This window comes from Virgibacillus kekensis, assembly GCF_042654125.1.
GTDB classification, from domain to species: Bacteria; Bacillota; Bacilli; order Bacillales; family Amphibacillaceae; genus Lentibacillus; species Lentibacillus kekensis.
The window spans coordinates 132,377-154,359 of record NZ_JBHSFU010000011.1; the positions used below are offsets into that span (position 1 = coordinate 132,377).

At 43.9% G+C, this 21,983-nt stretch carries 19 protein-coding genes, 1 pseudogene and 2 other annotated features; of the genes and pseudogenes, 18 read left to right on the top strand and 2 right to left on the bottom strand.

The genetic code is table 11. The features are described 5' to 3' along the window. The first annotated feature begins 275 nt into the window (after positions 1-275). From selB to ACFO3D_RS16850, 18 genes and pseudogenes are all read left to right on the top strand, one after another. Entirely contained in the window at positions 276-2,171 is a 1,896-nt protein-coding gene (selB, locus tag ACFO3D_RS16765) for a selenocysteine-specific translation elongation factor (protein WP_390298791.1), read from the top strand. A gap of 123 nt (positions 2,172-2,294) precedes the next feature. Continuing rightward, positions 2,295-2,477, top strand: a pseudogene (locus ACFO3D_RS16770) (Rdx family protein); the annotation flags it as partial. Positions 2,478-2,506: 29 nt separating this feature from the next. Further along, positions 2,507-3,910, top strand: a complete 1,404-nt coding sequence (gene selA / locus ACFO3D_RS16775; RefSeq protein WP_390298794.1) for an L-seryl-tRNA(Sec) selenium transferase — start codon at positions 2,507-2,509, stop codon at positions 3,908-3,910. A 24-nt stretch (positions 3,911-3,934) separates the two neighbouring features. After that, complete coding sequence (locus ACFO3D_RS16780) at positions 3,935-4,048, top strand: TlpA family protein disulfide reductase (protein ID WP_390298797.1); 114 nt, start codon at positions 3,935-3,937, stop codon at positions 4,046-4,048. 15 nt (positions 4,049-4,063) lie between these two features. Next, positions 4,064-4,690, top strand: a complete 627-nt coding sequence (locus tag ACFO3D_RS16785) for a thioredoxin family protein (protein WP_390298864.1) — start codon at positions 4,064-4,066, stop codon at positions 4,688-4,690. Positions 4,691-4,791: 101 nt separating this feature from the next. Next, positions 4,792-5,020, top strand: a binding site (T-box leader). 45 nt (positions 5,021-5,065) lie between these two features. After that, positions 5,066-5,278: a binding site (T-box leader), on the top strand. 113 nt (positions 5,279-5,391) lie between these two features. Continuing rightward, a complete protein-coding gene (locus ACFO3D_RS16790) occupies positions 5,392-6,468 on the top strand; it encodes a bifunctional 3-deoxy-7-phosphoheptulonate synthase/chorismate mutase (protein WP_390298800.1) in 1,077 nt (358 codons plus the stop codon). A gap of 68 nt (positions 6,469-6,536) precedes the next feature. After that, positions 6,537-6,665, top strand: a complete 129-nt coding sequence (locus ACFO3D_RS16795) for a hypothetical protein (RefSeq protein WP_390298803.1) — start codon at positions 6,537-6,539, stop codon at positions 6,663-6,665. Between the two features lie 318 nt (positions 6,666-6,983). Further along, positions 6,984-7,751, top strand: coding sequence for a 3-hydroxyacyl-CoA dehydrogenase (locus ACFO3D_RS16800; protein WP_390298806.1), 768 nt, complete (start codon positions 6,984-6,986; stop codon positions 7,749-7,751). 34 nt (positions 7,752-7,785) lie between these two features. Beyond that, entirely contained in the window at positions 7,786-8,931 is a 1,146-nt protein-coding gene (locus tag ACFO3D_RS16805; RefSeq protein WP_390298809.1) for an acyl-CoA dehydrogenase family protein, read from the top strand. Between the two features lie 173 nt (positions 8,932-9,104). Beyond that, positions 9,105-10,241: a CaiB/BaiF CoA transferase family protein gene (locus ACFO3D_RS16810; protein ID WP_390298812.1), complete on the top strand. Its 1,137-nt coding sequence runs from the start codon at positions 9,105-9,107 to the stop codon at positions 10,239-10,241. A 610-nt stretch (positions 10,242-10,851) separates the two neighbouring features. Next, on the top strand, positions 10,852-12,471 hold the full coding sequence (locus ACFO3D_RS16815) for a long-chain fatty acid--CoA ligase (RefSeq protein ID WP_390298815.1): 1,620 nt from the start codon (positions 10,852-10,854) through the stop codon (positions 12,469-12,471). A 161-nt stretch (positions 12,472-12,632) separates the two neighbouring features. Beyond that, positions 12,633-12,899, top strand: a complete 267-nt coding sequence (locus tag ACFO3D_RS16820; RefSeq protein WP_390298867.1) for a (2Fe-2S)-binding protein — start codon at positions 12,633-12,635, stop codon at positions 12,897-12,899. Further along, on the top strand, positions 12,896-13,195 hold the full coding sequence (locus ACFO3D_RS16825) for a (2Fe-2S)-binding protein (RefSeq protein ID WP_390298817.1): 300 nt from the start codon (positions 12,896-12,898) through the stop codon (positions 13,193-13,195). Before ACFO3D_RS16820 ends, ACFO3D_RS16825 begins: the two co-directional genes overlap by 4 nt. Beyond that, the gene (locus ACFO3D_RS16830; protein ID WP_390298820.1) at positions 13,192-14,430 is read left to right on the top strand and encodes an NAD(P)/FAD-dependent oxidoreductase; all 1,239 of its coding nucleotides are present in this window, start codon (positions 13,192-13,194) and stop codon (positions 14,428-14,430) included. Before ACFO3D_RS16825 ends, ACFO3D_RS16830 begins: the two co-directional genes overlap by 4 nt. Further along, on the top strand, positions 14,414-15,580 hold the full coding sequence (locus tag ACFO3D_RS16835) for an NAD(P)/FAD-dependent oxidoreductase (protein WP_390298823.1): 1,167 nt from the start codon (positions 14,414-14,416) through the stop codon (positions 15,578-15,580). The genes ACFO3D_RS16830 and ACFO3D_RS16835 overlap by 17 nt, the downstream gene beginning before the upstream one ends. Before the next feature lie 29 nt (positions 15,581-15,609). Next, positions 15,610-16,962 carry a TRAP transporter large permease subunit gene (locus ACFO3D_RS16840; protein ID WP_390298826.1) on the top strand — a complete coding sequence of 451 codons (1,353 nt, stop codon included), beginning with the start codon at positions 15,610-15,612 and terminating at the stop codon, positions 16,960-16,962. Next, entirely contained in the window at positions 16,950-17,630 is a 681-nt protein-coding gene (locus ACFO3D_RS16845; protein WP_390298829.1) for an aspartate/glutamate racemase family protein, read from the top strand. The genes ACFO3D_RS16840 and ACFO3D_RS16845 overlap by 13 nt, the downstream gene beginning before the upstream one ends. Positions 17,631-17,675: 45 nt before the next feature. After that, positions 17,676-18,932, top strand: a complete 1,257-nt coding sequence (locus ACFO3D_RS16850) for a SpoIID/LytB domain-containing protein (protein WP_390298832.1) — start codon at positions 17,676-17,678, stop codon at positions 18,930-18,932. A 398-nt stretch (positions 18,933-19,330) separates the two neighbouring features. Here the strand turns inward: ACFO3D_RS16850 and gntK are convergent, their stop codons facing one another. Together gntK and gnd are read right to left on the bottom strand one after the other, a co-directional pair. Further along, positions 19,331-20,878, bottom strand: coding sequence for a gluconokinase (gntK, locus tag ACFO3D_RS16855; RefSeq protein ID WP_390298870.1), 1,548 nt, complete (start codon positions 20,876-20,878; stop codon positions 19,331-19,333). A gap of 127 nt (positions 20,879-21,005) precedes the next feature. Then, on the bottom strand, positions 21,006-21,893 hold the full coding sequence (gene gnd, locus ACFO3D_RS16860; protein WP_390298835.1) for a phosphogluconate dehydrogenase (NAD(+)-dependent, decarboxylating): 888 nt from the start codon (positions 21,891-21,893) through the stop codon (positions 21,006-21,008). Between the last annotated feature and the right edge of the window lie 90 nt (positions 21,894-21,983).

Below are 21,983 nucleotides of genomic sequence, written 5' to 3' on the forward strand. Positions count from 1 at the left end.
CTTCCGGAAACAATTATAAGTTATTATTAGTTGAAAATAAAGCGTGCGGACTTACCGGGAAGATGGTTCGAGTCATTGCCGGGGAGGATATTAAGCGGTTTTCAGATATTATTACGCGAAAATGAAGCAAGATTAAGGTATTAAGACTTTATTAAGCGAAAATACAACTTTGTTGAGCGATACGCCGCATCCATGCCTCCAGCCAAGGTAATTTCTTGAAACTGGGGCCGATGTTACTTAAAGTAAAAGTATCATACATAAGGAAGTGCAGGGCAATGGGAGATACCTATTTTACAATCGGCATGGCTGGACATATTGATCATGGCAAAACAGCGCTGACCAAAGCGCTTACTAATGTCGATACAGACCGGCTCAAGGAAGAAAAAGAACGAAGCATTTCCATCGAGCTGGGTTATGCGCCGTTGAGGATGGAAAATGGCACTAATTTAGCTATTGTGGATGTGCCGGGGCATGAGCGGTTTATTCGACAGATGATTGCAGGCGTCGCAGGAATCGATCTGGTGATTCTTGTTGTTGCGGCAGATGAAGGAGTGATGCCGCAAACCCTGGAACATTTGGAAATTCTGCAATTCCTCGGTATTGAGCGGTGTATCGTCGCCATCTCCAAAATTGATCGAGTTGATGATGAAATGCTTGAACTGGTCTCGGAGGATATCAGGGAAAGCCTTTCAAAGACTGTTTTTAACAGTGCGCCTTACGCTTTTGTGGACAGTCTATCTGGTAAGGGGATCAATCAATTGAAAAAGCTTATTTTCGATGAACTGGAAAATGTGCCAGTCCGTGACGCATTTGGGACATTCCGTCTGCCGGTTGACCAGGTGTTTTCTATTCAGGGAAAAGGAACAATTGTACGCGGCACTGTATATGAAGGAACGGTAACACAGGGAAGTCAGCTTCGACTTCTTCCGGAAGACAAAAAAGTTAAGGCACGGCAAATCCAAGTCCATCATCAGGATGTGAATACAGCAAGGGCTGGTCAGCGGACTGCCATTAATCTCGGTGGTGTGGACAAAGAGGAAGTAAAGCGTGGTAATGTACTCGTGTCCACTGACCATTTTCTTGTCACCGACACTATTGATGTTTCACTTTCTGTAGTGGGTAGAGATTTCACTCCACTTAAGCAGCGTGCTCCGGTTAGAATCCATACGGGCACATCAGAGGTCATGGGCAAAATTGTGTTTTTTGACCGAAATACGTTGGAAGCCACTGAAAAAGAGGTTCTATGTCAGATTCGGCTCAATGAAGAAATTGTTGTCCGGCGGGGAGATCGTTTCATTTTGCGGAGGCCAACACCGATGGAGACGCTTGGTGGGGGTTGGATTATTGAGCCACAGGGGGAAAAGTACCGGTTTGGAAAAGAAACTATAGCGATGCTACATGATAAGAAAGAAGGAACACCGGAAAATTTGATTGCAGAGGTATTGAACGGTCACCAGGTTCTGAGCAGGAAAAAAATTATCCAATTCACCACGCTTGATAAAGAAACGGTAAACACTGTATTGGAAAATGGGCTTGCTGACGGAGATCTCGTAGAAGTTACAGAAGATGAATATAGCTTGCCAAAACTTGTGCGACAGGTAAGTACAATGATGGAAGAATCCGTAAACAGGTTCCACGATTTTTATCCAATGCGGACTGGAATGGACAAAGCTGAACTGCTTCAAACCGTAAGTGATCAATTTTCAAAAGATCTTGCCGAATACAGTCTGTCTGTGTTAATCGAAAACGGCATATTTAAAAAGCACGGTCAATTCATATTGAATGCTTTTTTTAACCCTCATTTACCAAAACAGTGGAAGGCTCGAATGGAGGAAGTTATTACAGCTTTTAAAGCTGATGGACTAAAGGTTTGTAACTGGGAAGAGTATTTTAAAGGAACACCAATTAACGAACAGGACCGTAACGAGTTAGCTTATTATCTTATTAATACGGGACAGGCGTACCGTTTAACTAATGACATGCTGGTACATTCGCGTGCTTATAATGAAGTGGTAGAAAACCTGAAACGGGATACAGGATCTTCTTTTGACATCAAAGAGGCTAAACAAGTTTTGGGTGTAAGCCGTAAGTATGTGATTCCTATTCTCGAGCTGCTTGATGACCAGGGTCTGACGGAACGAATTGAAAATAAGCGAAAATGGCGAAAATAAAGCTTATTATTTTTTTCCGGACATAGCTTGCTTTAAAATAAATATAAAAATAACCGAGGGAGGAATTTTTTGATGAGCTACAAGGTAAAGATCGAATTTTGCATGATGTGAAACTACGCACCAAGAGCCGCAAGTTTTGCGGAACAGTTATTCACTCATTTCCGGCAGAATATCACTTCACTGGAGCTTTTGCCAAGTTCAGGTGGAGCGTTTGAAGTCTTTGTCGACGGTGAAAAGATTTATTCGAAACTCGAGACAGGGGAATATCCGGATGTAAAGGATATTATTGCTCAAATGGAAGGTTAGAAGGTTCCGCCGGGCAGGGAGGACATGGAATGGAAAATTATCTGCGCGAGCTGCCACCCGTTCATGAAATTCAGCGGGACTGCCGTTTTACAAAATTATGTGATAAATATCAACTGACGTCTGAGCGGTTAACCGCGTATATTCGGAATGTTTTAGGACAAATACGTGCTGAACTGCAAGATGGTCAGGTGCCCGCCCTATACCCGGAACACGATTTTACCAGCATTATATTTATAAACGTTGAACAGAAAGTGGCTGAATGGAGCAGAAATAAATTGTCCCGGGTTATAAACGGAACGGGAACAGTGCTGCATACCAATCTTGGCAGAGCGAGACTAAGTAATCAGGCAGCTGAATATGCTGCCGAAGTTGCCAAAAGTTATTCCACATTGGAGTTTAATCTGTCATCAGGTAAACGCGGCTCACGGCACGACATTATCGAGGATTTGTTGAAAGAGTCAGCCGGTGCAGAAGCTGCAATGGTTGTTAATAACAATGCAGCTGCCGTGTTTATGATATTGACCGCGCTGGCGAAAGAAAGGGAAGTCATTGTATCGCGCGGCCAGCTAGTAGAGATTGGCGGGTCATTTCGTGTCTCGGAAATAATGGAAGAAAGCGGAGCATATCTTAAAGAAATTGGAACCACGAATAAAACGCACTTGTCCGATTATGAGAATGCCATAAATGAAGAGACAGCAATGCTGATGAAGGTGCATACAAGTAATTTTAGGACGATTGGTTTCACAAAATCCGTTTCAACCGAAGAACTAGTACGAATCGGCCAGAAACACAACCTTCTTTTTTATGAAGATCTGGGGAGCGGGTCATTGTTTGATTATGGGGAAGACGGAATTGGTGAGGAGCCCGTAGTCCGTCAGGTGATTGAGGCAGGAGCAGATGTTGTGTCGTTCAGTGGCGATAAATTGCTTGGTGGTCCGCAGGCTGGTATAATCGCCGGTAAAAAAGAAATCATAGATCGACTAAAAAAACACCAGCTTGCCAGAGTGCTGAGGGTGGATAAGATGACACTTGCTGCGCTTGAGCAAACGTTAAAGATGTATCTTACAAACAGGGAGAAAGAAATTCCTGCTATTCGCGACATCAGCCGTACTGCTGAAGAAATAAGACAGGACGCTGAGCACTTTGCTAGTGTTATGCGGTCTGAGGCAGCTTCTTTCAGGATCGGCGTGGAAAAAAGCACTTCACAGGTAGGTGGCGGAACCATGCCCGGAGTGGAACTTCCGACATTCGTTGCTACCGTAACCCACGACTCTTTTACAGAGCAGGAGCTAGCTGACAGATTACGCACATGCCCTAAACCGATTATCACACGAATAATGAATGAGCAGGTTCTGATTGATTTTCGTACGGTTACCAGTGAAGAAATCGAGGAAATTATCAATGGATTTAAAGCGATTGAGCAGGAAAAATAATATCCGACATAAGGAGGAATTAGTGTGTTATTGGAAAAAATGCAGGACATAACGCTTACAGACCTTCATGGCAGAAAAGTTTCGACTAAGGATTTTCATGGTAAAAATAGATTAATTTTCATGTGGGCTTCCTGGTGACGATGCCGTGAGCAACTGCCAGGCTGGCAGGAAGTATATGAGAAAAACAAAGATAATAACTTTGAAATTTTATCAGTAGCGGTTGATGGTCAGGGACCGGATGTCGTGAAGCCGTTTACCGAGGGGATTTCTTTTCCAACCCTTGTCGATACAAACAATACGCTGGTGAACATGTTTGGTTTTAAGGTTGTGCCGAATGGAATTTTCATTGATGAAGATGGAAGGATCCGTATGATCAAGGAACGATTCAATGTAGAAAATTCGGATCATGTGAATGCAGTTGAGAGATTGATTCATAGAGAAGTAGAGACAGTTGAATTTAACGACGGTGAGTCGGACCAAGGGGTTTCTGACCTGCAATTGCAGTTGGCACAGACAAAATACAAACTGGGTATGGAATATGCCAAACAGAACCTTAATGACGAAGCACTACAGGAACTTGACGATGCGATTCTATTGGATCCAGATAATTTTACTATCCGAAAACAGCGATGGTATATCCGATATCCAGAGAAATTCGGCGCTGAAATTGACTTTGAATGGCAAAAAGAACAACTGGAAAAGGAAAAAAAGCTAGAGGAAGAGCGTCGCAGTAAGGGACTGGTATGTGGGCCGGATGGCTGTTTTCTGCCGAATAATTAATAGGCTAAATGTATAATTATAAGATTTTTTCGCAAAATGTATTGACAAAGTAAAAATCACAGCATATAATAATAAAACTATAACATTTAAAAGAGTTAAATAATTCAGCAATGACAGGAACCTAAGTAATGTCTTATCTCCCTGCAAAGAGAGCTGGTGGTGCTGCGAACCAGCCATAGATAAACATGAAATTTACAGTCCTCGAGCTTCTTTTCCGTAGTAAAGTGAATTCTTTATGAAGGGAAAGACGGTAATTTACCGTTAACAAATTCGAGAGGTGAAGAATGTTCTTCACAACTAGGGTGGTACCGCGATAAAATCGTCCCTACTGATTATTATATCAGTGGGGATTTTTTGATTAAAAAATGAATATTAAAACATGCAATGAACGGAGCACAGTAGTGTCCTATCTCCCTGTTACAGAGAGCTGATGGTTGGTGGAAATCAGACATAGATAAGGCATGAATTACATTCCGGGAGCTTCTTTTCCGACCTGGGAAAGACGGTCAGATGATCGTTAACAAACAATGAGAGGTGAACGAAGCTGTTCACAATCAGGGTGGTACCGCGATAATTATCGTCCCTGTCGTATCAAAGGATGCGACAGGGACGTTTTGCATTCTGGGAGGGAGGAAAGGGGCTTTTTAGAAAGTTGTTTGGTCAAAAAAACATACAAAAATTAATTTCAGGAGGAATAACTTATGACTACAAATGATTTGAGCCAACTGCGTGACAAAATTGATGAGGTGAATCTGCAAATTCTTGAATTGCTTAATAAACGGGGAGAAATTGTTCAGGAAATTGGCCATGTGAAGGAGAAACAAGGGATAGTGCGGTTCGACCCAGTACGTGAACGTCAGTCACTTGATTTGATTATCGAAAATCATGATGGCCCATTTGAACTCTCTACAGTTCAGCATATTTTCAAGGAAATCTTTAAAGCAAGCCTTGAACTTCAGAAAGACAATCATAAAAAAGCCCTGCTCGTTTCACGTAAAGCACAGCCGGAAAATACAATCGTCGATGTGAACGGCGAGACATTCGGCGATGGCTCCCAGCGTTTCATCATGGGACCATGTGCAGTGGAGAGTTACGATCAGGTGAAAGAAGTTGCAGTTGCCATGAAGGAACAGGGGCTTACTTTACTCCGGGGCGGTGCTTTCAAGCCACGGACATCACCATATGATTTCCAGGGGCTTGGAATTGAAGGATTGCAGATTCTTCGTAGAGTTGCTGATGAAGTCGGAATGTCGGTTGTCAGTGAAATCCTTACCCCGCAGGATGTGGAGACAGCACTTGATTATGTCGATGTTATCCAGATTGGTGCACGGAATATGCAAAACTTTGAACTGCTTAAGACTGTTGGAAGTGTGAAAAAACCGGTACTGTTGAAACGGGGGCTTGCTGCAACGATTGAAGAGTTCATCAATGCTGCTGAATACATTATCTCGCGCGGTAACGACCAGATTATCCTGTGTGAACGTGGAATCCGTACTTACGAAAAAGCAACACGGAACACGCTTGATATTTCAGCAGTACCGATTCTGAAAAAAGAAACGCACCTGCCGGTTACCGTGGATGTAACGCACTCAACCGGACGTAAAGATTTGCTGTTCCCTGCAGCTAAAGCGGCGCTAGCGATCGGCGCAGATGCGGTTATGGCGGAAGTGCATCCGGATCCTGCCGTTGCATTGTCTGACTCCGCCCAGCAAATGGATATTGCCGAATTCAATTCATTCATTGAAGACTTAAAAACATTTAAAGATAAACTGGCGTAATAATAGTGGGAGAATCCACGTTTTAAGTAGTGCGATGTCCAGTTCTTGCTGTGACAGGTGATAAGGATATGAACCATATTCTTCGGAAATATGAAAAAGAACATACAATGCTCGGGATAATGAAAGAGTATAAAAGTCAGCTGGATCAGCGGCTGTTTACATTGATTGATCAGTGGCTTGAAAAACATTATAACTAGGTGTGGAGGGCTGTCCTATTTCGATAGGACGGCCTTTTCTGCTAACAAAATTTATATAACCGTATATCAGCGATTCTAAAAGTGGCTCATCTCGTATGGTTTGGTGCATTGATAGATGCGAAATAATATCAAGCTTTGCTCCAGTAATTCGAAAGGTACACTGTTGAAGAAGAAACGAGAAAATATAGCCAGAAAAAATTGTAGTATCAACAGGATTCGCACTCAATTATTTTAATTGTTAGAAAATTACTTGACATTTACTGAATAGTCTTTAAAATTAAAGGCAAGTGTTGTATGCAATGTTAGGAGGACAATAAAATGAAAACTAACGATAATGTTGCCGTTGTCACAGGTGGGGCATCGGGACTTGGCGAGGCTACGGTAAAAAAGATAGTTTCAGAAGGTGGAAAAGCCTTTATACTAGACCTTGATGAAGAGAAGGGCGGCAATCTTGTAAGTGAACTCGGTGAAAATGTTGCTTTTCAAAAGACTGATGTAACCGATGAGTCGAGTGTCCAGCATGCATTGGATAAAGCAGTCGATACATACGGAAAAATAAATGTACTGGTAAATTGTGCGGGAATTGCTGTGGCGAAAAAGACTTTTGGCAGCAAAGGAGTACATGACCTTGGTTCTTTTTCCAAGGTGATTCAGGTTAACCTGATTGGAACGTTCAACGCGATCCGGCTGGTATCAGAGAAGATGGCTGAAAATAACCCTAATGATTATGGTGAGCGTGGTGTGATTGTTAATACCGCGTCTGTTGCGGCGTATGATGGCCAGATTGGACAGGCTGCATACAGTGCGTCGAAAGGTGGAATTGTCGGGATGACATTACCGATTGCCAGGGACCTTTCCAAGTTGGGAATACGTGTGATGACGATTGCTCCAGGGTTATTCGAAACGCCACTGTTTGAGAGTCTTCCGGATAAGGCAAAGGAAGCACTGGGCAAAATGACACCGTTTCCATCTCGTCTTGGCTATCCAGCCGAGTATGCGCTCCTTGCCGCAAGTATCATTGAGAACCCTATGCTTAACGGCGAGACAATACGGCTTGACGCTGCAATAAGAATGCAGCCGAAATAGATTAATAGACTTGCAGACGGAAGGGGCAGGAGGCATGGAACGGACTTTTTTAAAAGAAGAGCATGATATTTTCCGAAAAGCATTACGGAAATTTCTCGAAAAAGAAGCGGTGCCAAACTTTGAAACGTGGGAACACAATCAGGAGGTTCCACGGGAGTTCTGGAAGAAAGCTGGTGAGCAAGGATTTCTTTGTCCTCAGGTTGATGAGAAGTACGGCGGGTTGAATGCAGATTTCGGCTATGCGGTGGTAATCAGTGAGGAGTTTGAGCGGGTTGGTACCGGTATGGTCGGAATTGGGTTGCATAATGACATCGTAATCCCGTATATTGAAGCGTTTGGTACGGAAGAGCAGAAGCAACGCTGGCTGCCCGGGTCGATTAGCGGTGATTTAATTTCAGCGATTGCGATGACCGAGCCAGGCGCAGGGTCAGATTTGGCGGCTATCAAAACTACAGCTATAAAAGATGGCGATGATTATATTATCAATGGCGAAAAAACATTCATAACGAATGGTCACAGTGCAGACATCGCTGTGGTTGTCGCGAAGACGGACCCACAAGCAGACCCTCCACATAAGGGTATCAGCCTGATTGTTGTCGAAGCAGGGACACCCGGATACAAAAAAGGAAAAAAGCTGCAGAAAATGGGACAGCATACCAACGATACTAGCGAACTAATTTTCGAGGATGCGCGTGTGCCATCAGATAATCTCCTTGGCGAGGAAGGAAAAGGATTCTATTATTTGATGGATAAATTGCAGCAGGAGCGGCTGTTGGTAGCCATCCAAAGTATAGCAAACGCAGAAATAATGCTGGAGTTAACAATGGACTATGTACAGCAACGTAAAGCGTTTGGACGTCCGATAAGCAAGTTTCAAAACACCCAGTTCAAGCTTGCCGAGCTGAAAACGGAAATAGAGATTGGAAGAACGTTTGTTGACCGTCTTATTGAAAATCATGCCAGCGGAAAGGATATCGTCACAGAAGTTTCGATGGCAAAGTGGTGGACCACAGACCTTGCTAAGAAAGTCGCATGGGAATGTATGCAGCTCCATGGTGGTTACGGTTATATGGAAGAATACGAGATTGCTAGACGTTATCGCGATTCAGCGGTTGCCTCGATTTATGCTGGGTCAAATGAAATTATGAAGGTAATTATCGCTAAAAATATGGGGTTGTAACGGAGGGGTTATTGATTGAAGTCCGACACTTGATATTTCTGTCACAAATCAGGAGGGTGCCGAGGTATTAACCTGCAGCCCAACCGTATATATATAGTATAGCGATTTGAAAGGGCTTTCATTAAAACCATCCGGTAAGAAGCTACCACCAATCTAACAAGGAGGGGATATTTTTGCCGCTGAAATCAATTCGGGTACTCGATCTGACACGGCTGTTGCCGGGACCATACTGTACAATGCTGCTGGCAGATTTCGGGGCGGAAGTTATTAAGATAGAGGATACTCATGCAGGTGATTATGCGCGGAATTATGAACCGAAACTGGATGAAAACAGTACAATGTTTCATTCCCTTAACCGCAATAAAAAGAGTGTTAGTTTGAATCTCAAGACAGAGGAGGGAAAAGAACAATTTCTCAGGCTGGCTGAAACGGCCGATGTTGTGGTTGAGTCGTTCAGACCTGGGGTAATGGAGCGGTTGGGAATCGATTACAAGAAACTAAAAGTAATTAATCCCGGCCTTGTTTATTGTGCTATAACCGGTTTTGGTCAGACAGGCCCCTATGCAACAATGCCTGGTCATGACATTAATTATCTAAGTTACGCTGGACTGCTCAATCTGATGGGGGAACAAGGGGGTAAACCGGTTATCCCGGCAACTCAGATTGCTGATATTGGAGGCGGAGCATTTCCTGCCGCATTAGGTATTATGCTCTCGTTATTGGAACGAGAGAAAACCGGGAAGGGGCAGTTTGTTGATATTTCTATGCTCGATGGCGTGATCTCATGGCTGCAGACTACATTACCGAATTACTTAAATAGTCAGATAAAATCTGTACGTGGTGAGCATATGCTTGCCGGCGGGCTGGCAGCATATGCGGTATACGAGACAAAGGATTCACGCTGGCTTTCTGTCGGAGCACTTGAGCCGAAATTCTGGAAGTCTTTTTGTGACGTAATCGAAAAAAAGGAATTTATACCGCTGCTTCAAGCACCTCTTAAAGATCAGCACCGGCTGAAATACGAGATTCAGACAATTATTTCGGAAAAAACGCTATCGGAGTGGCTTGAAGTATTCGCCGGTGTCGAAGCCTGCGTATCTCCCGTGCTGGAATTTGAGGAGGTGGCAAAAGATCCCCAGGTTAAGGCACGCGAAATGGTTAAAACCGTAAACCATACGACACTGGGAGCGATTAACCAAATTGGTATTCCCATTAAGTTATCGGAAACACCAGGTGAAATCCGTTCGCAGGCTCCTAAGCTTGGAGAACACACAGAAGAAATACTAAGAGAAATGGGTATTACGAAATGAATATTTTTAATGCTTCAATTATAAGAGGGAGGTATTTATATGGATTTGGGTTCACCTAGCAAGAAATGTCCGTCGCACACCGGATAAAAATTTTCAGCAGGCAAAAACGCAGGAAATAATCAGTTTAAGTCAGTAATAATGAATCCGAACCAAATGTTGAGGTAGACGAATCGGATGACGGCGAAATTTTATACGCCTCAGTAACTACCACCGGCCAAAAGGTGCTCTGCTTGATCATCATCAGCTTCTCCATGTTGGCCTCTCAACTGCAATTATGATGAAAATCGGGCCGGAAGACAACCTTTTTCTTGGCAGGTAAGAAAATATAAATACTTTCTTACTGCATAAGTGCAACTAAGGCTTTCGCCATTAAAGCTTGGCGATAAGCCAAGTTTTCTAATCGCACCATTATTCCACTTAACACAACTCAACTTATTTGCCTTAAACGCCACATACCTGGGAAGTATCAGGTTTTCACCAGGAATTCAATCCCATCCATGTACTTAAAGTAATCGAAGAACAAAAGATCAGTATCTTTTTTGCGAATCCGACAGGCGCTTACAAGAACGTAAAACAATTTCAGGCTAAAATATAAAGGAGGAAGCTTATTATGATGAACACGCCATTAACCGTAAATTCCATGATTGAGCGGGCAGAGAGTTATTTTCCAAAGAAAGAAGTTGTCTCACGTACTTCCAGCGGTATTCACAGGCTGTCTTATAAACAAATTGGTGCGCGAACAAGGTCACTTGCAAGTGCGCTTGAAAAGCTGGGAGTTAAAAAAGGAGACAAAGTCGGAACACTTGCATGGAATGATCACAGGCATCTGGAAGCGTATTTTGCAGTTCCATCGATGGGGGCAGTGCTGCACACTATCAATATCAGATTGTCGGCCGAACATCTCAGTTATATTATTAACCATGCGGAAGATAAAGTACTAATGGTGGACGCAGGGCTTATGCCATTGCTTGAAAATATAAAAGACAAACTCTCAAGTGTGGAAGCGATTGTAGTCATGACTGACGAGGATGACCTCCCTGCATCAAGTCTGCAGCCGCTATATTCGTATGAAGATTTACTTGCTGGTGGTGATGAGAAGTATTCTTTTTCCAATAAAATTGAAGAGGAAGACCCGGCCGGAATCTGCTATACATCCGGAACAACCGGAAAGCCAAAAGGTGTTCTTTACTCGCACCGCGGGCTGGTTCTCCACAGTATGGCTCTTTGTCTAAGTGACACTGCAGGTGTTTCCGAGTCGGATGTCTGCCTGCCGGTTGTCCCAATGTTTCATGCCAATGCTTGGGGCACACCATTTGCAGCAACTTGGGTAGGGGCAACACAGGTATTGCCAGGACCTTATCCAACACCACAGCTGTTGGCGGAGTTAATCGAGTCAACAAAAGTTACAATTACTGCCGGTGTTCCTACTATTTGGCTCGGATTATTAAATGAACTGGAGAAGAAAAGTTATAACACCGACAGTCTCCGGGCGGTTTTATGTGGTGGGTCTGCTGCGCCGAAAGGGATGATCCGGGCATTTGAATCAAAATATGGTATCCCTTTTATCCATGCTTATGGGATGACCGAGACAACCCCGTTGGTAATCTTATCCAGACTAAAAAGCTATCAGCAGAATCTACCGGAAGAAGAAAAACTGGAGATCAGATCGAAACAGGGAACAGCAGTACCCGGAATTGAAATTAAAGTCGTTAATGATAATGGTGAAGCCAAATGGGACGGCCAGGAGATGGGAGAACTTCTGGTGAGAGGGCCGTGGATTGCCGATAGTTATTATAAGGATGAGCGGAGTGCGGACGCTTTCCGTGATGGCTGGCTGCATACAGGGGATGTAGTAACTATTGACGAAGAAGGATTTATAAAAATTGTTGACCGGACGAAAGATTTGATTAAGAGTGGCGGAGAGTGGATTTCCTCGGTGGACCTTGAAAATGCATTAATGGCCCATGAATCAGTATTTGAAGCGGCCGTGGTTGCTGTTCCCGATCCAAAATGGCAAGAACGTCCGGTGGCATGTGTCGTGCTGAAGGAAGGTTATAAAGATACTGTTTCCCAAGAAGATCTGCTGCAATTTCTTGCCCCGCAGTTTGCCAAATGGTGGCTGCCTGATCAGGTTTTGTTTATCGAGGAAATACCGAAAACCTCAGTTGGTAAGTTTTTGAAAATGGCTCTGCGTGAGCAGGTGAAAGAGCGGTTGACAATTCAGTCATAGTTTAATAGGTTTGCTAGAAAGCGTCGCTATACAGTGGCGTTTTTTTTGATGAAAAAATGTCGTTATAGCAGCTTCATGTTCTATATGACTGCATCCGATAATATTTATTCAATAATACGTAGAATACAAGCAGTGGAGGTGAACGGACCATCGATACAGTTATATGCCGGTGTGAAGAAGTATGTCTGGAAGAGATTAAGCGTTCAATTTTGGAAGATGGTGTCAAGACTACCAGGGAACTGAAATTGCGTACACGAGCGGGGATGGGGTTTTGTCAGAGCAGGACTTGCAGGCCACTGCTGGAACAGTTGGTCTCACACTATAGTACTCAACTAATCCCCGATTCTTCTGATTTAACCAACAGGGCACCGATACGCCCGCCGACTCTTTCCGAATTAGCCCAGAGCAGAAAGGATAATAGCGTATGAGAATTACAAATCATCCCATTTTAGGACCATTGAAAAAGAACACGGTCACTATTACGTATAATGGCAAAAATTATACTGCTCAAGAGGGGGAGTCAATTGCAGCTGCATTGTTAGCTAACCAGATCCGGATTTTACGTTATTCTGAAAAAGAGAAAAAGCCCCGAGGACTCTACTGTGGAATCGGGCACTGCTATGAATGCCGTGTTACCGTTAATGGCGTCCGGAGCGTGCGGGCCTGTATAACCCCAGTTAAAGATAAAATGATAATTCTCTCACAGAATGGAGAACGTTTATGAACTTTGATCTTGCAGTAGTGGGTGGGGGACCTGCGGGAATGGGTGCGGCGATAACAGCCTCATCGGCAGGGGCAAAAGTAGCGGTGATAGATGAAAACTCAGTCTTAGGTGGTAAATTGCTGGGTCAGCTGCATGAAGAATCGAATGGGTGGTGGATTGGCAAAGAGGTAGCGGAGAAATTGGTAAATAAGGCTGAAAAAAGTAAGATAACTGTTTATGAGAACCGGGAAGTTTGGGGGATTTATCCCGACTGGCGTGTGATGCTCAATTCAGGGGAAGCACTGCAAGCGAAGTATGTCCTAATTGCCACAGGCGCCGCTGAAAAGGCAATACCAGTACCTGGATGGACACTTCCAGGGGTAATGGCAATCGGGGCTGCTCAGGTGCTGACAAACTATCACCGTGTTATACCCGGGAAAAAGGTCGCAATTATCGGACTCGACCCGCTTGCGCTTACCGTGTCCCGCGAACTGACAATGGCAGGAGTTAAGGTAGCGGGAATTTTTTTACCACCTCATAGCGCTTTTCATCATGCCAATTCGACCCCTGAATCAGCGATTGCATACTTATCATCATTGGCACACCTGGCCCCGAGCAGATTCCTTAGAATGGCAGGAAAGTTGGCAGGTTATGAATCAGTACGTCAGCTGGCGGCAAGGTTCTATCCTTCCTTTGGAATCCGCGCGTGGAAATCACCACTTTTATTAAAAAGAACGGTAGTAGAGATAATGGGTGAGAATCAAGTTAGTGGAATTAAAACCATGACCGTAAATAATGAAGGAAAACCAGTTGCTGGTTCGGAAAAAGAATATGATGTGGACTGTGTCTGTATTTCGGGCGGTTTGTATCCCTTAACAGAATCAGCAAATGCTGCCGGATGTAAGAGTGTTTATATAGAAGATTTAGGCGGGCATGTCCCCCTCCATAGTCCTCAGATGGAAACCACAAAGCCTGGGATATTTGTAGCTGGAAATATCACCGGGATTGAAAGTGCCAAAGTCGCCATGAAACAAGGAGAACTAGCAGGAGTGGTAATCAGTGAAAGATTGGGATTATTGGATGATGCGGAAAACAGAATTAGGATAGCCCAGGATGAGGTTGAAAAAACAAGAGAGGAATCGTCTTTAAGTTTTCAGCCGAACATTAACGGTGGCAGAAAGAAGCTTGAGCAATTATGGAAAAACTGGCTGACAGTACAGGGTAAAGGGGAGATGCGGAATGAGAGAAACAGCTGATGCAGTAGTAATTGGAGGAGGTGTTATAGGGACATCGGTTGCCTATCACCTGGCGAAGACGAAGCGGAAAGTAATTCTTGTTGAAAAAGGGGAAATGGGGGCACAAACTTCCGGTTCGTGCGACAAGGCAATTTTTCTGCAATCCAAGAATCCTGGCTTTTCTGTCAAACTTGCAAAGGCGAGCAGACAGATGTACGAGACTCTGGAGGATGAATTGGACGCCTCCATAGAATTTAAGAAAGATGGCGGCATGATTGTGATTGAGCAGGAAGAACATATGGAATTCATGAAAAAATTTGTGGGAAAGCAAAGTAAGGCTGGTATAAAGGTGAATCTGCTTGACCGAAAGGCGACGCTTGCCTGGCAGCCATGTTTATCAAAAACCATTTACGGAGCCACATACAGCGGTGAGGATGCTGAAGTTAATCCGCTGCTTTTAAGTCAGGCATTAGCCGGGGCATCAGAAAGACTGGGGGTGAATATTCACACCCACACGGAAGTGACAGGGATACATGTAATGAACGGTAAAGTGTCAGGGGTAACCACAACAAAAGGTTATATTGCAACAGATCTAGTCATAAACGCAGCCGGACCATTTGCTCCTTCGATTGCAGAAATGGTCGGGACCACGCTCACGATCATCCCGCGCCGTGGGGTTATTCTGATTACGGAGAGAATACCTCGAACCATTAATGGTAACATTCTGTGTTCCCAGTATATCGCTACAAAGCATTTGACAGACCGATCGAATGATAATACACCTCCATATGGGATTGGGTTATCACTTGGGCAAACAGCAACAGGTAATCTGCTGATTGGAGGCAGCAGGGAATTTAAAGGATTCGACCGAGAAGTTGGACCCGATGTTGTTGCTGCAATCGCTGCTCACGCATGCCGAATAGCTCCTTCACTGAAATCAGTACGAGTTATCCGGACAATGACGGGTTTTCGCCCTTTTACCCCGGATGGTCTTCCGGTCATCGATGAAGTGGATGGTATAAAAGGGTTTATCATCGCGGCTGGGCATGAGGGGGATGGCATCGCTTTGTCGCCAATCACGGGAAGACTTGTTGCAGCTCTTGTCGATGGTGAGGAGGAATACCGCGAGTTCCTGGATGCCCTAAAACTGGAACGCTTAAAAGCCGTTTGATTTTTTTTTGAAAAAAGGGGGATGGAAAAATGCTGGAAATCATAATTCCGTTGGTATTGCTGTTTGTTATTGCTCTGTGGAAAAGGATCCCCAAAGTAGGTGGGGACATTCGGGTTGCGCTATTGGTCGCGGCAATTTCTTCTGCGATTATTTCGGGCCTTAATCCGGGGGAAACGGTGCTGGCGTTCATTGATGGTATCGACCGGCTTTCCTGGGTTATTATGCTCTCTATTTTTGGAAGTCTTTATGCTGAATCTCAGGTAAGACTGGGTGCAATGGAGACAACGCTGAACAGTCTCCGTGCTGCGTTTGGTAATTCACCAAAAGGGCTGATCGCCGCCATATTTATCACCCTGATTCTTGCAGGGTCACTACTTGGGGATGCAATTGCAGCTGCGACAGTAATTGGTTTTCTCGTTATTCATTCACTGACTGAGTTGAAGCTGAAACCTGAACAAATTGGGATGATTATTCTGCTTGGTGCGTCGCTGGGATCCATTATGCCTCCGATTACACAGGCCGTCTTTCTGTCAGCCTCTCTGGTGGGAACAGATCCATGGCCGGTTATTAAGCTTGCTTATATAACAGTAACAATCGGTGCGGCCTTTGCAATAGTAGAATCATTTCGCTTTGTGCGGGGAAGAAAGATGCCTGATGAGCTAATGCCTGACAAGTCCGTTTTTCAAATCCTCAAAGAACGATGGAAAACACTTATTCCTCTAATCGTACTTATTGTAATTGTTTTGGCCAATACATTGTTTAACTACAATATTTTCACCGAAGTTTCCTTCCTTGTAGCTATATTGACACCACTTCAGGATATTCCAATCATTCAGGGTATAACATTCCAGGTTGTCAGCGCCATTATTATTGCTTTTCTTGTCAGCTTTTTGTTCCCATCGGTCAGAAAAGAAACAAAAGGTGTGATGAAGAGTGGCCTGGCTAAGGTGAGTCAGACAGTCCAGATTCAGGTGAGTGCAGGTATAATGGTGGGTGTTTTTTATGCATCCGGCCTTATTGACAAAGTGGCAATGATGACTGAAACGCTTGCCTCGTCCATGATTAAACTAGGTGGAGCGTTTGCCATGGTAATGGTAGGGATGCTGACCGGATCACAAACTACTGCTCAATCTGTTATTGTCACTTTCCTAGGACCAATGCTTGAGAATCTGGACGTTGACCCTACATTAATCGCCCTTGGAGCGTCGCATATCGCAGCAGCAGGCCAGAATATGCCACCGGTCGGATTAACTGCATTTGTTGTCTGTGGTTTGATTGGCGGTATTCTAAACAAAAAGGTGGACCCATTAAAAGTAATGATGCTGGCACTGCCTAACTCGCTTTACTTCCTGATTATCGGGTTATTAGTATGGTTTATCTAAATGAAGGGCCCAAAATAGGTGTACTCATGCTCGATACCAGTTTTAAAAGACCGGTTGGCGATATAGGAAACCCGGAGACATTCCCTTTCCCGCTGGCTTATAGGGTTGTGAAGAACGCTATACCTGATAGTGTGGTAAAAAGGCCTGATCAATCACTTGTCAGTTATTTTGCTAGGGCGGCGAAAGAATTGGAGGAGGATGGCGTGAAAGCAATTACGACCAGCTGCGGGTTTCTGGCATTATTTCAGAAAAAAATACAGGCAGACCTCAGCATTCCATTTTTCTCGTCGAGTTTGATGCAAATTCCGCTGGTTCATGCAATCACTGGTGGGGAAACGGGAGTGCTGACCGCACGAAAAGAAAGTCTGACAGACGAACACTTCAAAAATATTAATGTTCATCGGACAATGATAGCTGTTGAAGGGATGGACAACATGCGTGCCTTTACCGAGGCAATCATTACCCAAACCGCCCAACTTGATGAAAAGGCGGTTACCGACGAACTAAAACAGGCTACGAGCAGGCTGATGAGTACTAATCCTGATGTAAGAGCGATTGTTCTGGAGTGCACCAATATGCCACCATATAAGAAAATAATTAAACAGACGGCAGGAGTGCCGGTCTTCGATATAAATACCCTTGTATCCTATGTGCATGCATCCCTCTGAGTGGCGGGATGAATAGGAAGGAACATGTATTGGAAAAGTATCTTTATGAGATATTTACTGTTATTTACTTCACTGTTATTTTTCATCTTTCCTATTTCCACAACTGCAGAGGAAATGGTAACCGTCAGGCTTGTCAACAAGATTGGTAATATACCCAAGCTCGAATTCAGATTGGAAGGAGGGTATTCCACGTTTTCCCCGATGCTGACTGTCAAAGAAGGGGTAACGTATTCGTTAAAAGTTGAGAAAGGAAAACTTATTCTGCAAGGAGCGGATATGAAAATTATATTAAATGATTCGCTCGTACTCATTCCTGAAAAATATAACACAAACCAAAGGGTATATATTAATGGCCAGCCATACCTCGGTGCAATGGAATTTCAGGTCGAGAAAGAAAAATATATCCGTCCGGTCAACCAGTTGCCACTTGACGATTATTTAAAAGGAGTGGTCCCGTTTGAATCCTATCCGTCCTGGCCGCTTGAAACCTTAAAGGCCCAGGCGCTGGCTGCCCGTACTTATGCAGTTTCCCATATGAACCAGCCAATGAACGATACAATTCAGTACCAAGTATACGGTGGCTATCAATGGAAGGAATCTTCAACTAAAGCAGTGGAGGAGACACGCGGGGAAGTAATCACCTACAAGGGTAAGCTGATAGATGCTTTCTATTCGGCAAGCAACGGAGGAATCACCGAAAATAATTCCCATGTATGGAAGGAAAAAGCATTGCCTTATTTTCCAATCAAACGTGACCCTTATGACCCAACCTATCCCTGGGAATTCTCTTTGGAGCGGGTCCAAGTGGAACTAAAGAAAATAGACTGGAACTATCCAAACTGGTGGCAGGGTACGGTTGAGGAAGACCTGGAAATAGTGTCGGTCATGAAGCGGTGGCTGGCCCGGAACGGCTATCCAGGGGATATAAAGGTACTGGCTGTGCCACATTTTGAAATATCCGAAGAGACACTTGAATCTGGCCGAAGTTTGCGAGGTTCCATTTCTGTGGACTTCCTGCACCGACTGCCAGAAGGTACAATTATGTTTGAACGTGTTTCACTTGAAAATGTTGCCCTGGATCGAATCCGACCCATGATTGGCGGGACAACATTTAAAAGCTATCTGATTGAGTCTTTTAAGGAAAATGGCAGTACCTATACTGTAAAAGGACTTGGATTTGGCCATGGGGTGGGTATGAGTCAGTGGGGAGCAGCTGTTATGGGGGAACAAGGTAAGTCTTACCGGGAGATAATCGAGTTTTATTACCCGGGAACTTCCTTGGAAAATATATATGAAGAGTAAACAAGATTTGTTGGTTTAGTTAATTCAGTTACGAATGTATTAATGACGTGTACTTTGTTATAAAAGATGCTGGATCCAAAACGAAAACTTTCCTTTACAGAGGCGATCTTTTTCTAGTTGGATTTTATTTCAAAGTTGAAATAAAATGCGACGTAGCTCGTAGTTCGCTCCGGAAATACATTCCGCTTTCCGCGGGCAACGCTTCAACTTCCTCGGAAGAAAACCACTTCCTGCGGGATTTTCAGCCGCTGCTTTCCCGCAGGAGTCTCCATGTATTTCCCTCGCTGTTATGTCGCAGTTTATAGTTTATACGAAGGCATGCTAATATAAAATCCGAACTATAAGATAGTTCGGATTTTATGTTGCTTATACACTTTTATCCCAGTCTCTTCTTGTTCTTATTCACCAAGATATTTTCGCTGAAATGCTGCGATACTGTCGTATTCCTCATTCAATTTACGGGATAACCGGATATAGATTGGCAGAAGCTCCCGGTAAACATTTGTTGTTTCTTCCACAGGATGGTGGGTATTTGTTTGCCCAACCATATCGGAAACAACGCTAAAGTCCTCGATCTCACCTAACGCATACATACCAAGCACGATTGCTCCAAGGCAAGAACTTTCATAACTTTCCGGAACAATTACCGGTTTATCGAATATATCGGCCATCAGCTGACGCCACATTTCCGAACGGGCAAAACCACCTGTAGCCTGAATGCTTTTTGGCTCGCCGGTCAGCTCTTCAAGCGCGAGCAGAACTGTATAGAGGTTATAGATTGTTCCTTCAAGTACTGCGCGGACCATATGCTGTTTCTTGTGGTGAACACTCAGTCCGAAAAACGACCCCCTAGCGTTCGCGTTCCAGAGTGGGGCGCGCTCGCCGGTCATATATGGATGGAAAATAAGCCCGTCGGAGCCTGGATTGACGCCTGAAGCTATTCTGGTCAGTACATCGTATGGATCGATATTGAGACGCTTGGCAGTCTCCACTTCAGCAGCCGCGAATTCATCCCGCAGCCAGCGCAGGATAATCCCGCCGTTGTTTACAGGACCACCGATCACCCAGTGATTTTCGGTAAGTGCATAACAGAAAATGCGGCCTTTCGGATCGGTCTTCGGTTCGTTGTAAACTGTACGAATGGCCCCACTCGTTCCAATTGTGACTGCAACCACACCCGGGTCAATTGCATTAACACCGAGGTTTGAAAGTACGCCATCACTAGCACCAATAATGAATGGAACTTCTTCAGTTAGTCCCATAGCTTCCCGGTATTCTTTTTTGAGTCCGGTCACTTTATGTGTTGTTGGAACAATCTCTGATAATTGCTGTGGCGTAATTCCAGTTAGTTTCAGTGCCTCGTCATCCCAGTCAAGTGTTTGCAGGTTAAAGAGGCCTGTAGCGGATGCTATCGAGTAATCGATTAAGTAGCTGTCGAACAGTTTAAAGAATACATACTCCTTAATCGAAATAAATTTAGCTGCCTTTTGAAAGACGTCCGGTTTAGAATCCCGCAACCATACAAGTTTGGATAATGGGGACATTGCATGAATAGGTGTGCCGGTCCGCAAGTAAATATCATGACCATTGTGTTCTTCTTTTATTTTTTTAGCGTGTTCGGCACTTCGGGTATCTGCCCATGTGATGCTGTTGGTAAGCAGAAAACCGTTCTCATCAACTGCTATCAGGCTGTGCATAGCTGAACTGAAGGAAATCAGTTTCAGCTGGTCTGAAGACAGTTCACTCTTCCGAACACATTCCCGGATTGTGCCAACCACCGCATTTACGATTTCCTCTGGGTCCTGCTCTGCAATCAGAGGATTTGGGGTGAATAAAGGATAATTTATCGTATGGGAGGACACAACACTGCCTTCTTTTGTATAAAGAACAGCTTTTGTGCTGGTTGTTCCAATGTCCACACCTAAATAGAATGATTGTTTCATGATAGTGCCTCCTGCCGTTTTATACTGCTTTATATTAAAAAGATATGATAAATTGATTAACTAAATCAGAAACGCCTAGCCATAGAAAAGGAAAAAGGTGCTGCCGGCATCCTTTTTCCTTCTGCTGAAATTATTTATTTACTACTGCATGGCCGCCGAATTCATTTCTTAGCGCAGCAACAACTTTTCCAGAGAATGTGTCATCCTCCTGGGAACGGTAGCGCATCATCAGTGACAATGCAATTACTGGAGCTGCAACTTCAAAATCCAGTGCAGACTCGACAGTCCACTTTCCCTCTCCGGAGGAATTCATTACACCACGCAGCTGATCAAGGTTAGCATCCTTGGAAAATGCGTTTTCAATAAGTTCAATCAGCCATGAGCGGATTACAGACCCATGATTCCACACTTTAGCTACTTTTTCGTAATCATAATCAAATTCGCTTTTATTCAGTATTTCAAATCCTTCAGCGATTGACTGCATCATACCATATTCGATTCCGTTATGGACCATTTTCAGAAAATGACCGCTTCCTTCTTTGCCGGTATATAAGTATCCATTCTCCACAGAGAGGTCTTCGAAAAGAGGTTCAATTATCTTGAACTTCTCTACATCCCCGCCAATCATTGTACAAGCACCGTTTCTAGCGCCGTCTGTACCACCGCTTGTTCCGCAGTCAAATAAGTATATTCCTTTTTCTTTTAATGAAGCAGCCCGCCGGAGTGTATCCTTGTAATTGGAGTTCCCGCCGTCAATTACCATATCTCCCTCGGAAAGAAGGGAGGTAAGCTCACTGATTACTGCTTCTGTAATTTCGCCGGCAGGAACCATCAGCCAGACTATTTTTGGTGATGGTAGTTCTTCCACCAGATTTTTAATTGAATCTTTAATAAGCAGTTTTTCGTCGGCTGCCTCAACTTTTTTATTATCATATCCCACAACTTCATGGTCATGGTCAACTAAATTCAATGCTAAATTATATCCCATTTTACCGAGCCCAATAATGCCTAACTTCATAGTTGTACACCTCATTAATATGAATTTTTTCGATTCTACTGCCAGTATATCAAATTTTTTTTCATAATCAATATTGATAAAAGAATTTTT